This window comes from Streptomyces sp. GB4-14 (genome assembly GCF_022696125.1).
GTDB lineage: Bacteria > Actinomycetota > Actinomycetes > Streptomycetales > Streptomycetaceae > Streptomyces > Streptomyces werraensis.
Window position 1 is genome coordinate 3,459,584 of the sequence record NZ_RZHO01000002.1, and the last position, 13,664, is coordinate 3,473,247.

Below are 13,664 nucleotides of genomic sequence, written 5' to 3' on the forward strand. Positions count from 1 at the left end.
CCCCGGCCCGGCCCGGCCGGTCAGGTCCGCAGCATGCGGGCGATGGCCTGCGTGGCCTCCTTGACCTTCGCGTCGATCTCGTCGCCGCCCTTGACGGCCGCGTCCGCGACGCAGTGGCGCAGGTGCTCCTCCAGCAGTTGCAGCGCGAACGACTGCAGCGCCTTCGTGGAGGCGGACACCTGGGTGAGTATGTCGATGCAGTAGACGTCCTCGTCGACCATCCGCTGCAGTCCGCGGATCTGGCCCTCGATGCGGCGCAGCCGCTTGAGGTGCTCCTGCTTCTGGTGGTGGTAGCCGTGGATCCCGCGGTCGTGATCGGTCACGATGTCCGTTACGTCCGTCACATCCGCCGCCTCCGGGGCGCCCGTGGCGGGCGCGGTGTCCACGGCGCCGTCCGCGTCCGGGGAGGAGGGCGCGTGCGCGCCGGTTCCGGTGGTGGTCATCGCGTCCTCCTGGTGTCCTGATGGGCGCTATATACCCCTGGTGGGTATATGGTACCGAACGTGGCCGGTCCCCGGACGGCCGTTCCGCGCCGCTCGCCGGATCCCGCGAGCCGCACCTGCCGCCCCCGTACTCATCACTCTGCCTGATGGGCGACACTGGGGGGCGGCCGTTATTGGTGGCCGGATGATGTGCCTAGCATCAGCCTGACCGAAACCGACGCATACCGAGGATCCCACGTGCGCTTTCGTCTGACCCCCAGGGAGACGAGCTTCTACGACATGTTCGCCGCGTCCGCGGACAACATCGTCACGGGCTCCAAGCTCCTGATGGAACTGCTCGGGGCGGACACCTCCGCCCGGGCCGAGATCGCAGAGCGTATGCGGGCCGCGGAACACGCAGGTGACGACGCCACGCACGCGATCTTCCACCAGCTGAACTCCTCGTTCATCACGCCGTTCGACCGCGAGGACATCTACGCCCTGGCGTCGTCCCTCGACGACATCATGGACTTCATGGAGGAGGCCGTCGACCTGGTCGTCCTTTACAACGTCGAGGAACTGCCCAAGGGCGTCGAGCAGCAGATCGAGGTCCTGGCGCGGGCCGCGGAGCTCACCGCGGAGGCCATGCCGCACCTGCGCACCATGGAGAACCTCACCGAGTACTGGATCGAGGTCAACCGGCTGGAGAACCAGGCCGACCAGATCCACCGCAAGCTGCTCGCCCACCTCTTCAACGGCAAGTACGACGCGATCGAGGTGCTGAAGCTCAAGCAGATCGTGGACGTTCTCGAGGAGGCGGCGGACGCCTTCGAGCACGTGGCGAACACGGTGGAGACCATCGCCGTCAAGGAGTCCTGAGCCTTTCATGGACACCTTCGCTCTGATCCTGACCATCGGGGTCGCGCTCTTCTTCACCTACACCAACGGGTTCCACGACTCGGCCAACGCGATCGCCACGTCCGTCTCCACGCGTGCGCTGACGCCCCGCGCGGCGCTCGCCATGGCGGCCGTGATGAACCTGGCCGGCGCCTTCCTGGGATCCGGGGTCGCCAAGACCGTCAGTGAGGGGCTGATCGAGACGCCCGAAGGGTCGACGGGGATGGGAATCCTCTTCGCGGCCCTGATCGGCGCCATCGTCTGGAACCTGATCACCTGGTACTTCGGTCTGCCCTCGTCGTCGTCCCATGCCCTGTTCGGCGGCATGGTCGGCGCCGCGCTGGCCGGCGGGACGACGGTGTACTGGCACGGCGTCGTCGACAAGATCGTCATCCCGATGTTCGTGTCGCCGGTCGTCGGCCTGATCGCCGGTTACCTGGTGATGACGGCGATCATGTGGATGTTCCGGCGGGCCAACCCGCACAAGGCCAAGCGCGGCTTCCGCATCGCCCAGACGGTCTCCGCGGCCGGCATGGCGCTCGGCCACGGACTCCAGGACGCCCAGAAGACCATGGGCATCGTGGTGATGGCCCTGGTCATCGCCGACGTCGAGGACTACGGCGACCCGATCCCGGTGTGGGTGAAGATCGCCTGTGCCGTGATGCTGTCCCTCGGCACCTACGCGGGCGGCTGGCGCATCATGCGCACCCTCGGCCGGAAGATCATCGAGCTGGACCCGCCGCAGGGCTTCGCCGCCGAGACCACCGGCGCGTCGATCATGTTCGGCTCGGCGTTCATCTTCCACGCGCCGATCTCCACCACCCATGTGATCACCTCCGCGATCATGGGCGTGGGCGCCACCAAGCGCGTCAACGCCGTGCGCTGGGGCGTCGCCAAGAACATCGTCCTCGGCTGGTTCATCACCATGCCGGCCGCCGCCCTGGTGGCCGCGGCCTGCTTCGGACTCGTGCATCTGATCGCGTTGTAGACCCGCTGACCGCGCGGTGATCCGGCGCCGGCACGTGGAAGGGCCCGCCCCCGTCGAGTGGGGGCGGGCCCTTCGTGCCTCGCGGCGGCACCGCCATGCAGCGTCGCGAGGAGCCGGATCAGCCGAAGCGGCCGGAGATGTAGTCCTCGGTGGCCTGGACCGACGGGTTGGAGAAGATCCGCTCCGTGTCGTCGATCTCGATCAGCTTGCCGGGCTTGCCGACCGCCGCCAGGTTGAAGAACGCCGTGCGGTCCGAGACGCGCGCCGCCTGCTGCATGTTGTGCGTCACGATGACGATCGTGAAGCGTTCCTTCAGCTCGCCGATCAGGTCCTCGATGGCGAGGGTGGAGATCGGGTCGAGGGCGGAGCAGGGCTCGTCCATCAGCAGCACGTTCGGCTCGACGGCGATGGCCCGCGCGATGCACAGGCGCTGCTGCTGGCCGCCGGAGAGGCCCGAGCCGGGCTTGTTCAGCCGGTCCTTGACCTCGTTCCACAGGTTGGCGCCCCGCAGGGACTTCTCGACGACGTCGTCCAGCTGGGACTTCCTGTACTTGCCGTTCAGGCGCAGGCCCGCCGCCACGTTGTCGTAGACCGACATGGTGGGGAACGGGTTCGGGCGCTGGAAGACCATGCCGACCTCGCGCCGCACGGCCACCGGGTCGATGCCCGCGCCGTACAGGTTCTCGTCGTCGAGCATGACCTTGCCGTCGACCCGGCCGCCCGGGGTCACCTCGTGCATGCGGTTGAGGGTGCGCAGGAAGGTCGACTTGCCGCAGCCGGAGGGGCCGATGAAGGCCGTCACGGAGCGGGGCTCGATGGTCATCGAGATGTCCTCGATGGCCAGGAAGGATCCGTAGTAGGCGTTGAGGCCGCTGACGTCGATGCGCTTGGCCATGGGTATCACTGCTTCTTTCGGGTCGCCGGCGACTGTGCGGGGGAGCCGGTCAGCGACCGGTCTGCGGGGCCTTCCAGCGGGCTATGCCGCGGGCCACCAGGTTGAGGATCATGATGAACGCGATGAGCGTCAGGGCCGCCGCCCAGGCACGGTCGTACGCCGCCTCGGAGCCGTTGGTGTACTGCAGGTAGATGTACATCGGCAGGGAGGCCTGCGGGTCCTGGAACGGGTTGGCGTTGATGAAGTTCGTGCCCCACACCAGGAGCAGCACGGGTGCCGTCTCACCGGTGATGCGGGCGATCGCGAGCATCACGCCGGTGGTGATGCCGCCGACGGACGTCGGCAGGACCACCTTGAGGATGGTGCGCCACTTGGGGACGCCCAGGGCGAGGGACGCCTCGCGCAGCTCGTTCGGGACGAGCTTGAGCATCTCCTCCGTGGAGCGCACCACCACCGGGATCATCAGGATGGACAGCGCCATGGAGCCGGCGAAGCCGGAGTAGCCCATGCCGAGGATCAGGATCCACAGGCTGAGGACGAACAGGCCCGCGACGATGGACGGGATGCCCGTCATCACGTCCACGAAGAAGGTCACGGCCTTCGCGAGCCGGCCACGGCCGTACTCGACGAGGTAGATCGCGGTGAGCACGCCGACCGGCACCGAGATCAAGGTGGCGAGGCCGACCTGCTCCAGCGTGCCCAGCAGGGCGTGGTAGATGCCGCCGCCCGGCTCGGTGTCGGCGACCACGCCCATGGAGTGGGTGAGGAAGTAGCCGTCGAGGACCTTGATGCCCCGTTCGACGGTCTCCCAGGTCAGCGACGCGAGCGGGATCACCGCCAGCAGGAACGCCACCCACACAAGGCTGGTCGCGGTGCGGTCCCGGGCCTGACGGCGCCCCTCGACCTTGGCGGACACGGCGAATGAGCCGCCGACGAACAGCAGCGCCGCGATCAGCGCCCACTGGATGTCGCTGTGCAGCCCGGCCGCGGTGCTGATGCCGTACCCGAGCGCGGCGGAGGCGCCGGCGACGGCCCAGGGGAACCACTTCGGCAGGGTCGCCCCGCGCAGGGAGCTCGCCGGGCGGCTGTGGAGAGTTGCGTGGCTCATGCGTTGGCCCCCGAGTACTCCTTGCGGCGGGCGATGATCAGCCGGGCCGCGCCGTTGACCAGCAGCGTGATGACGAACAGCACGAGACCGGAGGCGATCAGCGCGTCCCGGCCCATCTCGGTGGCCTCGTTGAACTTGCTGGCGATGTTCTGGGCGAAGGTGCCGCCGCCCGGGTCGAGCAGGCTGGCGTTGATCGTGAAGCTCGGGGAGAGCACCATGGCGACGGCCATCGTCTCGCCGAGGGCGCGGCCGAGGCCCAGCATCGACGCGGAGATCACGCCGGAGCGGCCGAACGGCAGCACCGACATGCGGATGACCTCCCAGCGGGTGGCGCCGAGGGCCAGGGCGGCCTCCTCGTGCATCCGCGGGACCTGGCGGAACACCTCACGGCTGACGTTGGTGATGATCGGCAGGATCATCACCGCGAGCAGGATGCCGACGGTGAACAGCGAGCGCGGGGCGCCGTCGTTCCACTCCAGGATCCCGGTCCAGCCGAGGTAGTCGTCGAGCCAGCCGTACAGGCCGTCCAGGTGCGGCACCAGGACGAGCGCGCCCCACAGGCCGTAGACGATGGACGGGACGGCGGCGAGCAGGTCGATCACGTAGCCGATGGGGCCGCCGAGACGGCGCGGGGCGTAGTGCGTGATGAACAGGGCGATCGCGACGGCGACCGGCACGGCGATGACCATGGCGATGATCGACGACACGACCGTGCCGAAGGCCAGGACCGCGATGCCGAACTCCGGCGGGACGCCGCTGGGGTTCCACTCGAAGCTGGTGAAGAAGTTGGCCTCGTCCTTGGAGATGGCCAGCGTGGCGCGGTAGGTGAGGAACGCCGCGATGGCGGCCATCAGGACCAGGACGAAGATGCCGGACCCCCGGGACAGCCCGAGGAAGATCCGGTCGCCGGGGCGGGTGACGCCGCGCGCGGCGGGGGCGTCGGGGGGCGCGGCCGGGCCGGGTGCCGGCGGGGCCGCGGGTTTCTGCGTGGTGATGTCCATCGGGTTCTCCGGTCTGCGGAGCCGCCGGGCCGGGCGGCTCGGTCGGAGCCGCGGGGATCGGGGCTCCTGTTGGCGGTGCACCGGACGGTGCGGCCCGCCCCGGGACCGGGCGCGGGCCGCACACTCGGGTCAGCTGAGGCTCGAGACGGTCTCGCGGACCTTGGTGATGATCTCCTGCGGCATCGGGGCGTAGCCGGCCTCGGCCAGCTGTCCCTGACCCTCCTCGGAGGCCATGTAGTTCAGGAAGGACTTGGTGGCGGGCAGGGTGTCGGCCTTGTTGCCCTTGTCGCAGACGATCTCGTACGTCACCAGGACGATCGGGTACGCGCCCTCGGCGGACGGGGTGTAGTCCAGCTCCAGCGCGAGGTCCTTGCCGGTGCCGACCACCTTGGCGGCGCCGATGGCGGCGGTGGCGTTGTCGATGGTCGCCTTCACCGGCTGGGTGGCCTCGGTCTTGATGTCGACGGTCTTGATGCCGTCCGAGGCGTAGGACAGCTCGAAGTACGAGATGGCGCCGGAGGTCTGCTTCACCTGCTGGGCGACACCGGAGGAGCCCTGCGCGGACTGGCCGCCCTCGGCCTCCCAGGACTTGCCCGGCTCGTACTTCCAGTCCTTGGGCGCGGCGGCCTTCAGGTACTTGGTGAAGTTGTCCGTCGTGCCGGACTCGTCGGAGCGGTGGAAGGCCTGGATCTTCAGGTCGGGCAGGTCGGCGCCGGAGTTGAGCTTGGCGATCGCCGGGTCGTTCCAGTTGGTGATCTTGTTGTCGAAGATCTTCGCGAGGGTCGGGGCGTCCAGGGCGAGGGTGTCCACGCCGGGGACGTTGAAGCCGACCGCGATCGGGCCGCCGACCATGGGCAGGTCGATGCCCTGGCCGTCCGTGCACACCTTCTTCGACGCCTCGACCTCCTCCGGCTTCAGCGCGGAGTCCGAGCCGGCGAACGCGGTCTGGCCCTGCGTGAACGCGGTGATGCCGGCGCCCGAACCGGTCGGGTTGTAGTTGATCTGCACGTCCTTGCAGGCCGCGGTGTACTGCTTCACCCAGGCGTCGATGGCGTTCTTCTGGGCGGAGGAGCCGGACGCCTGGAGCTGGCCCTTGGCGTCGCCGCAGTCGATGTTCCCGGCCTGCGCGGTCGCCGAGGCGTCGCCGCCGTTGCCGGTGCCGGTGTCGTCGGAGCCGCACGCCGTGAGGGCCAGGGCGCCGGTGACGGCGAGAGCACCGAGAGCGAGGGCCCGCCGGTTCATGCGCTGAAGCTTCACTTGTGTTCCTTCCAGTGGCCGCCGTCCTGAAAATCGGCGGCGTGCGAAGTGTGGTGAGGCGGGACGCCTCGTCCTGTAAGGGTGCGTGTACGGCCGATCCGCACCGCGTAAGGCCGAAATTAGGCAGAAGAGGTGAAGCGGCCGATGGGCGTACATGAACGAGGGGTGAACCCCTGAGGACGGTGCGGTGAGGCCACGGCGCGGGCGGTGTCAGGGGGCCGGGGGGAGGGCGGCGAGGAGGGCGTCCACCAGGCCGGCGTCCATCGGCGAGGTGAGGTGGCGGCGGGCCGCGTCCGGCGGGAGCCAGAGGATGCGGTCGACCTCGTCGTTCGGGGTGAACGTGCCGGAGACCGCCTCGGCCGCCCAGTAGCGGACCCGCTTGGGACGGCCGTGCGCGAGATAGCGGGTGCTGGGCAGCTCCGCGGCCGGCACCGCGGTGTGCCCGGTCTCCTCGGCGACCTCGCGCAGGGCGCCCGCGAGCGCGTCCTCGCCGCGCTTCAGCTTGCCCTTTGGCCAGGACCAGTCGTCGTACTTGGGCCGGTGGACCAGGCACAGCTCCAGCTCGCCGGTGACGGGCGAGCGGCGCCACAGGACGCAGCCGGCCGCCTCGACGGTGAGGGCGCCGTGCCTGCCGGGCCGGGTGGTGCGCACCGAGGGCCTCCCTGTTCCAGGGCGTTCTACGGGGTGCCGGAGGGCGGCTGCCGCCAGGCACGCTGGAACGCGTACCGCGCGGCCTCCACCTCATGCCGCTGGCCGGCGTGGAGCACGCCCAGCGCGTACGCCGTGGCCGGCGCGATCCTCGGCGTGCGGGCCGCCTGAGCGGCGGCGGCAGCGGCCTCGGCGGCGTCCCGGTGCCGGTCCAGCGCCTCGCCCGCCGCACACAGCCGGGGGTCGTCGCCCGCGGCGGGGTCCAGCACCTCCCGGGCGTACCGGTGCAGCCGGAGCAGGAGCCGCACCTGGTGCCAGGGGGCGTCCTGCGGGTGCGGGGCGGGGTCGGGCGACAGGCCGTGCACCAGCGCCTCGGCGTTGTACGGACTCCCCGCGGTGACCAGCGGCAACGCGGCGACGGCGGCCACGAGCCGTTCCCGCGCGGCGTCGGCGAGCGGACGCAGATCGATGTCCGTGGCCCTGCCCGCCAACGGGACCTCACTGGCCAGCACGGCCACCTGGTCGGCGACGGCATGGAACCGCGCGGACCCGAGCGCCTGCAGGGCGGCGGAGTGCGCCCGCGTCCGGGCAAGCGTGAGCTGCCGTTCGAGCAGGGCGGCGGCCTTGGCGGCGCCTACGGCGAGGTGGCTCCGGTCGGGGGCGGGCCGGGCGCCGGCGGCACGGGCGCGGCTCCCGGGGCGCGGACCGCCCGCCGCGAACCCGCTGCCCGGGCCGCTGTCGGGGTCACGCGCGTCGTCCCCCGAGCGCCCGGCACCGACGGCACCGGGCTCCCCCTCGGGACGCCGGCCGCCCGCGCGCCGGCCGTCCGGGGCCGGGACGGTGGCGGTCACGGTCGCGGCGGGGGTGCGGCGGGCCGCGGCGGGGAGGCATCCGGCCGCGCGGACGGCGCGGGCGGCGGGCTGTGCACCGGACGCCGGGGCGACGGTACGGGGTACGTCCGGCGGGGTGCCGTCGGCGGGCGTGGGCGCACCGGGGGTGCGGGACGTGGGCCGGGTGGCACGCGCACCGGGGGAGGGAGTGGAGACCCGGCGGTCCGGGAAGCCCTCGGCGGGTGCCGTGGACGGGGCGTCGGTGACGGGTGGTGCGTCGTGGTGGGCGGTCAGGCCGCGTTCGCGTGCCGGGGACGCGGACCCGCCGCCGTCGCGGACACGGGGCGCGCTTCGCGGGCCGTCCTCGGCCGGGCCCGCGCGCCCGTCAGGGGCGGAGGCCCTCGCGAAGTCCGGAGCCTCGTCGGGGGCGGGTGTCCGCCGCGCGGGCGGCCGCGCCGAGGAGGGCACCGGGCCCGAGAGGTGGTGGAGGGCTTCCAGGAGGCGGGTGAGACGGGTGGCGCAGGCGTCTTCCTGGGACAACGTTCCGGAGACCCACGCGAGTTCCGGGCCCAGGGCCTGGGACCAGGCCGGGTCCAGTGCGGGCTGGAAGGTGTAGAGGCCCGCGCTGATGCGGCGGGCCGCGCGGCTCAGGGCGCGGGCCGCCTCCGCGGAGTCCTCCGGTGTCGCCGCGCCCCGGTGGAGGCGCAGCGCACGGAGGAACTCGGTGGCCCTGGCCCGCAGATGGCGGGCCAGGACGTCCGCGGGATCAGGGTGCTGCTGTGCCACGCCGGCGCCTCCGGGCGTCAATGAGCATCTCCTGGATGTTCCGCAGGGGCTGGCCGTCCGCGTCCGTGGAGTGCCGGGTCCACTCGCCGTCCGGGCCGAGGTGCCAGGACGCCGTGGTGTCGGACATCCCCGTGTCCAGCAGCCGGCTGAGGGCGGCCCGGTGCGCCGGGTCGGTGACCCGCACCAGCGCCTCGATCCGCCGGTCGAGGTTGCGGTGCATCATGTCGGCGCTGCCGATCCACACCTCGGGCTCACCGCCGTTGCCGAAGGCGAACACTCGCGAGTGTTCGAGGAAGCGGCCGAGGACGGACCGCACCCGCACGTTCTCCGACAGCCCCGGAACGCCGGGCCGGACCGCGCAGATGCCGCGCACCCAGATGTCGACGGGCACGCCGGCCTGGGACGCCCGGTAGCAGGCGTCGATGACGGCCTCGTCGACCATCGAGTTGACCTTGATGCGCACGTACGCGGGCCGTCCGGCGCGGTGGTGCTGCGCCTCCTTGTCGATCCGTGAGATCAGCCCGTCGCGCAGGGACTTGGGGGCGACCAGCAGCCGCCGGTAGGTCTCGCGCCGGGAGTAGCCGGAAAGACGGTTGAACAGGTCGGAGAGGTCCGCGCCGACCTGCGGGTCCGCGGTGAGCAGCCCGAGGTCCTCGTACAGCCGGGCCGTCTTCGGGTGGTAGTTGCCGGTGCCGACGTGGCTGTACCGCCGTAGCGTCTCGCCTTCCTGACGGACCACCAGCGACAGCTTGCAGTGGGTCTTCAGGCCGACCAGGCCGTAGACGACGTGGCAGCCGGCCTCCTCCAGCTTGCGCGCCCACTTGATGTTGGCGTGCTCGTCGAAGCGGGCCTTGATCTCCACCAGGACGAGGACCTGCTTGCCGGACTCGGCGGCGTCGATGAGGGCGTCCACTATCGGGGAGTCGCCGGAGGTGCGGTACAGCGTCTGCTTGATGGCCAGCACGTCCGGGTCGCCGGCCGCCTGCTCCAGGAACGCCTGCACGGAGGTGGAGAACGAGTCGTACGGGTGGTGCAGCAGCACGTCCCGGCTGCGCAGCGCGGCGAAGATGTCCGGCGCGGACGCCGACTCCACCTCCGCCAGGTCGCGGTGGGTGCCGGCGACGAACTTCGGGTACTTCAGCTCGGGCCGGTCCAGGCTGTGGATGCGGAACAGGCCGGTCAGGTCGAGCGGGCCGGGCAGCGGGTACACCTCGGCCTCGGAGATCTTCAGCTCGCGCACGAGGAGGTCCAGCACCTCGCGGTCGACGGACTCCTCCACCTCGAGCCGCACCGGCGGCCCGAAGCGGCGCCGCATCAGCTCCTTCTCCAGGGCCTGGAGGAGGTTCTCCGCGTCGTCCTCCTCGACCTCCAGGTCCTCGTTGCGGGTGAGCCGGAACGCGTGGTGCTCCAGCACCTCCATGCCCGGGAACAGCTCCTCCAGGTGCGCGGCGATGACGTCCTCGACGGGGACGTAGCGGCCGGGGGAGGACTCCAGGAAGCGGGACAGCAGCGGCGGCACCTTCACCCGGGCGAAGTGCTTGTGCCCGGTCACCGGGTTGCGCACCACCACGGCCAGGTTGAGCGACAGACCCGAGATGTACGGGAAGGGGTGCGCCGGGTCCACCGCGAGCGGGGTCAGCACCGGGAAGATCTGGTGCCGGAACAGGGTGAAGAGGCGGGCCTGCTCCTTCTCCGTGAGCTCGTTCCAGCGGACCAGGTGGATGCCCTCCTCCGCGAGGGCGGGGGCGACGTCCTCGTGGTAGCAGGCGGCGTGCCGCGCCATCAGCTCCCGGGAGCGGGCCCAGATCATCTCCAGCACCTCGCGGGGCTGGAGGCCGGAGGCGGAGCGGGTGGCCACGCCGGTGGCTATGCGCCGCTTGAGTCCCGCGACCCGGACCATGAAGAACTCGTCCAGGTTGCTGGCGAAGATCGCGAGGAAGTTCGCCCGCTCCAGCAGCGGCGTCTCGGGATCCTCGGCCAGTTCGAGCACCCGCTCGTTGAACGCCAGCCAACTGCGCTCGCGGTCGAGGAAACGGCCCTGCGGAAGCGGGGCGGCGCCTTCGATGTGCGCCTCCTCGTAGCCGTCCAGGTCGGCGTCGATGTCGGGTTCCAGATCGGACACCGTTCCGGCCACGGTGTGCGGCCGGTGCGCGGCGATGGAGCCCACGGAGGGCTGCGAGTGCTGGACCTGTGCCTGGGTGTTGGGCTGGCTCATGACTCCATTCTTCCGCGCGAAGGGCGTCACGGGCGCGTCGGAAAGCGCGGGTGGGAGCGGTGGTGGCCCTGAGGCGCTCCCGTACCTCCCGTTCACCCGGCTGGGTGAGGGCTCTGCCGCGGCGGGATGCATTCACCGAGCGTCGCAAGGCCGTCTGAATCCGTGGTTACGGCGACATGACGTCCAGGGCAGCGGGCGGTGGCCCACGGGGGGTGCACACGGCGAGGGGGCGTGCCCTCCGCGGGCACGCCCCCCGAGAAACGCGGTCGCGTCAGCCGCGCGCCGTCCCGGTCGTGCGGCGCAGCACCTGGAACGCCGCGTACGTCAGCAGGCCGGCCACGGCGAGCAGGACGCCCGTGGCGACCAGCTGGAGCGGCCAGTAGTGGGAGGCGGGGTGGAAGTCGCGGTAGAAGGCGGTGGCGCCCAGGTCGGCGAGCTCCTCACGGCAGTCGGGGAGACGGCTGGTGAAGCACGGGGCCGCGGCCCGGCCCCCGCCGGCGGTCAGCACGCCCTCACCGACGTGCATGCCGCTCCCCAGCGGCCCGTCCCGCAGGCCGGAGACCCGGGTCACGGAGGGCCACAGGTACGGCAGGGCCGCGTGGGCGCCCGCCCACAGCACCCCGACGGCGACGGCGGCGGTGGCCAGCGCGGCCATCGCGCGGCGGAGCAGCAGCCCGGCCAGGGCGCCCGCCGCCAGACCGGCCAGCGCCAGGCCCACGGGGACGGTGCCGCCGGCGAGGAAAGTGGCGGAGGAGTGCCAGGACTTGGCGGTGTCGACGCGTCCGTCGGCCGCGGTCCACGCCCAGCGGTGCAGTGCCGCCGGCAGTCCGCTCCCGGTGACGGCGAGCAGGGCCGGCAGGGTCAGCCGGGAGGCCAGCCAGCGGGTCGGGGAGACGCCCTGGGTCCAGGCGAGGCGGGCCGTGCCGGACTCCGTCTCGCGGCCGACCAGCGCGCCGCCGGCCCAGGCGGCGACCAGGAACGGCATGGCCAGCACGGCGGCCGTCGTCCAGGTGTAGACCTCCTTGTAGAGGAAGATCGCGTCCTGGTCGTAGCGGCACACCTTGTCCCACGCGCAGGCGTTGTACGCCTTCCACGCCGCCGCCGACGCGTCGGTCAGCGGCCCGCCGAGCCACAGCAGCGCCGCCGCGGTGAGCAGGGCCAGCGCGCCGCCGCAGATCAAGGCCGGGCGGTGCAGCCGGGCCAGCCAGCGCCACTGGCGGGGGACGCCGGTGGCGCGGGCGGGGGCGGCCGGGGTGGCGAGGGCGGTGGTCATACGGCGGCCTCCAGGGTTTCGGGCGCGGGGGGCAGGGCCGGGGCCGCGGGGTTGCGCAGGTAGGACAGGACCAGGTCCTCGAGGGTCGGCGTGCCGGTGCGCCAGTCGGCGGGCAGCGGGCCGGACGGGCGGATCACCGCGCCGAGCTGGCGGCCGGTGGTGCGGGACTCGACGACCTGGTGCGGGGAGAGGTCCGCCGTGGCGGGGGCGGTCACCCGGGTGTGGGCGGCCAGCAGGTCGTCGATGTCGCCGGAGAGCCGGACCTGGCCGCCGCCGACCAGCAGCAGGTGGTCGCAGGAGTCCTCCAGCTCGGCGACGACGTGCGAGGACATCACGACGGTGGTGCCGTGGGCGGCGGCCTCGCCCATCAGGAGGCCCATCAGCTCGTGCCGGGCGAGCGGGTCGAGGTCGGCCATCGGCTCGTCCAGGAGCAGCAGTTCGGGCCGCTTGCCCAGGGCGAGGGCGAGCGCGACCCGGGTGCGCTGGCCGCCGGAGAGGACGCGGATCCGCCGGTCCGGGTCCAGGTCGCCGCCGGCCACGACCCGGCGCGCGGTGTCCGCGTCCCAGCGGCCGGGGTTGAGGTCGGCGCCCATGCGCAGTGTCTCCGCGACCGTGAGCTGCTGGTACAACGGCTTGTCCTGGTCGACGTAGCCCACCCGGGGGCGGGCGGCGGCCGGGCGTGCGCCGAGCACACGGACCGTGCCCTCGGTGGGCGCGAGCAGTCCGGCGGCGAGCGCGAGGAGCGTGGACTTGCCGGCGCCGTTGGGTCCGACGACGGCGCACACGCGTCCGGCGGGCAGCCGGAAGGAACAGTCGCGCAGCGCCCAGGCGCGGCGGCCGAAGCGCTTGCCGAGCGCGTCCGCCTCGAGGGCCGGGACGGTCATGAAGGGTCTCCCTGGGGGGTGTGCGCAGGCGCGGCGTGCGCGGCCTGCTCCGGGTAGTGCGTCTCGAGTACGGCGGTGAACAGCGCGGCGACGTCCTCCCACTCCAGGCCGGACTCCCGTGCGCGGGCGGCCCAGTCCTCCAGCTCCGCGCGCAGCGGGGAGTCGGCGGGGGCCGCGCCGAGGGAGCGGCGCACGAAGGTGCCGAGGCCGCGCCGGGCCTCGACCAGACCCTCGCGCTCCAGCTCCCGGTACGCCTTCAGCACGGTGTTCGGGTTGACGGCGGTGGCCTCCACGACCTCGCGGGCCGTGGGCAGCCTGTCGCCGGGGACCAGCAGACCCAGGCGGATCGCCTGCTTGGTCTGCTGGACGATCTGGACGTAGGTGGCCACGCCGCTGCGCCGGTCGATGCGGTAGTCGACCACGCGACAACCACCCTTTCACTAATTGAGTAGTGAAAGGG

At 72.1% G+C, this 13,664-nt stretch carries 13 protein-coding genes and 1 pseudogene; 2 read left to right on the top strand and 12 right to left on the bottom strand.

Features of this window, described 5'->3' with window-relative positions; translation table 11 throughout:
* Positions 1 to 20: 20 nt before the first annotated feature.
* A complete protein-coding gene (locus ELQ39_RS17155; protein WP_277994694.1) occupies positions 21 to 443 on the bottom strand; it encodes a metal-sensitive transcriptional regulator in 423 nt (140 codons plus the stop codon).
* Between the two features lie 237 nt (positions 444 to 680).
* Here ELQ39_RS17155 and ELQ39_RS17160 point away from each other — a divergent pair, with 237 nt between their 5' ends.
* Both ELQ39_RS17160 and ELQ39_RS17165 read left to right on the top strand, forming a co-directional pair.
* A complete protein-coding gene (locus ELQ39_RS17160; protein WP_037930976.1) occupies positions 681 to 1,301 on the top strand; it encodes a DUF47 domain-containing protein in 621 nt (206 codons plus the stop codon).
* A gap of 7 nt (positions 1,302 to 1,308) precedes the next feature.
* Positions 1,309 to 2,307, top strand: coding sequence for an inorganic phosphate transporter (locus ELQ39_RS17165; RefSeq protein WP_086704819.1), 999 nt, complete (start codon positions 1,309 to 1,311; stop codon positions 2,305 to 2,307).
* Positions 2,308 to 2,425: 118 nt separating this feature from the next.
* Here ELQ39_RS17165 and pstB read toward each other — a convergent pair whose 3' ends face one another.
* The 11 genes and pseudogenes from pstB to ELQ39_RS17215 all read right to left on the bottom strand — a co-directional run bounded on the left by pstB (position 2,426) and on the right by ELQ39_RS17215 (position 13,626).
* Positions 2,426 to 3,202 (bottom strand): phosphate ABC transporter ATP-binding protein PstB, encoded by a 777-nt coding sequence (gene pstB / locus ELQ39_RS17170; protein ID WP_006136313.1) that lies wholly within the window; start codon positions 3,200 to 3,202, stop codon positions 2,426 to 2,428.
* Positions 3,203 to 3,251: 49 nt separating this feature from the next.
* On the bottom strand, positions 3,252 to 4,310 hold the full coding sequence (pstA, locus tag ELQ39_RS17175; RefSeq protein WP_242592580.1) for a phosphate ABC transporter permease PstA: 1,059 nt from the start codon (positions 4,308 to 4,310) through the stop codon (positions 3,252 to 3,254).
* Entirely contained in the window at positions 4,307 to 5,311 is a 1,005-nt protein-coding gene (pstC, locus tag ELQ39_RS17180) for a phosphate ABC transporter permease subunit PstC (protein ID WP_190003073.1), read from the bottom strand. Before pstC ends, pstA begins: the two co-directional genes overlap by 4 nt.
* Positions 5,312 to 5,440: 129 nt before the next feature.
* Positions 5,441 to 6,568: a phosphate ABC transporter substrate-binding protein PstS gene (gene pstS / locus ELQ39_RS17185; protein WP_190003072.1), complete on the bottom strand. Its 1,128-nt coding sequence runs from the start codon at positions 6,566 to 6,568 to the stop codon at positions 5,441 to 5,443.
* A gap of 210 nt (positions 6,569 to 6,778) precedes the next feature.
* Entirely contained in the window at positions 6,779 to 7,219 is a 441-nt protein-coding gene (locus tag ELQ39_RS17190; protein WP_190003071.1) for an NUDIX hydrolase, read from the bottom strand.
* Between the two features lie 26 nt (positions 7,220 to 7,245).
* A complete protein-coding gene (locus ELQ39_RS17195) occupies positions 7,246 to 8,340 on the bottom strand; it encodes a CHAD domain-containing protein (RefSeq protein ID WP_443334360.1) in 1,095 nt (364 codons plus the stop codon).
* A 234-nt stretch (positions 8,341 to 8,574) separates the two neighbouring features.
* Positions 8,575 to 8,832: pseudogene (locus ELQ39_RS32705) on the bottom strand (CHAD domain-containing protein); the annotation flags it as partial.
* The gene (locus tag ELQ39_RS17200; protein ID WP_190003070.1) at positions 8,813 to 11,047 is read right to left on the bottom strand and encodes an RNA degradosome polyphosphate kinase; all 2,235 of its coding nucleotides are present in this window, start codon (positions 11,045 to 11,047) and stop codon (positions 8,813 to 8,815) included. The gene ELQ39_RS17200 and the pseudogene ELQ39_RS32705, both read right to left, overlap by 20 nt.
* A 271-nt stretch (positions 11,048 to 11,318) precedes the next feature.
* Positions 11,319 to 12,320 (bottom strand): ABC transporter permease, encoded by a 1,002-nt coding sequence (locus ELQ39_RS17205; RefSeq protein ID WP_242592584.1) that lies wholly within the window; start codon positions 12,318 to 12,320, stop codon positions 11,319 to 11,321.
* A complete protein-coding gene (locus tag ELQ39_RS17210; protein ID WP_242592585.1) occupies positions 12,317 to 13,204 on the bottom strand; it encodes an ABC transporter ATP-binding protein in 888 nt (295 codons plus the stop codon). Before ELQ39_RS17210 ends, ELQ39_RS17205 begins: the two co-directional genes overlap by 4 nt.
* Entirely contained in the window at positions 13,201 to 13,626 is a 426-nt protein-coding gene (locus ELQ39_RS17215; RefSeq protein ID WP_242592587.1) for a GntR family transcriptional regulator, read from the bottom strand. The genes ELQ39_RS17210 and ELQ39_RS17215 overlap by 4 nt, the downstream gene beginning before the upstream one ends.
* Positions 13,627 to 13,664 lie beyond the last annotated feature (38 nt).

What these genes read in the sequence shown, in the direction of transcription:
- ELQ39_RS17200 (WP_190003070.1), bottom strand. Translation starts at nt 11,047, where the DNA reads ATGAGCCAGCCCAACACCCAGGCACAGGTCCAGCACTCGCAGCCCTCC.
- ELQ39_RS17155 (WP_277994694.1), bottom strand. Translation starts at nt 443, where the DNA reads ATGACCACCACCGGAACCGGCGCGCACGCGCCCTCCTCCCCGGACGCG.
- pstB (WP_006136313.1), bottom strand. Translation starts at nt 3,202, where the DNA reads ATGGCCAAGCGCATCGACGTCAGCGGCCTCAACGCCTACTACGGATCC.
- pstC (WP_190003073.1), bottom strand. Translation starts at nt 5,311, where the DNA reads ATGGACATCACCACGCAGAAACCCGCGGCCCCGCCGGCACCCGGCCCG.
- ELQ39_RS17165 (WP_086704819.1), top strand. Translation starts at nt 1,309, where the DNA reads ATGGACACCTTCGCTCTGATCCTGACCATCGGGGTCGCGCTCTTCTTC.
- ELQ39_RS17205 (WP_242592584.1), bottom strand. Translation starts at nt 12,320, where the DNA reads ATGACCACCGCCCTCGCCACCCCGGCCGCCCCCGCCCGCGCCACCGGC.
- ELQ39_RS17210 (WP_242592585.1), bottom strand. Translation starts at nt 13,204, where the DNA reads ATGACCGTCCCGGCCCTCGAGGCGGACGCGCTCGGCAAGCGCTTCGGC.
- pstA (WP_242592580.1), bottom strand. Translation starts at nt 4,310, where the DNA reads ATGAGCCACGCAACTCTCCACAGCCGCCCGGCGAGCTCCCTGCGCGGG.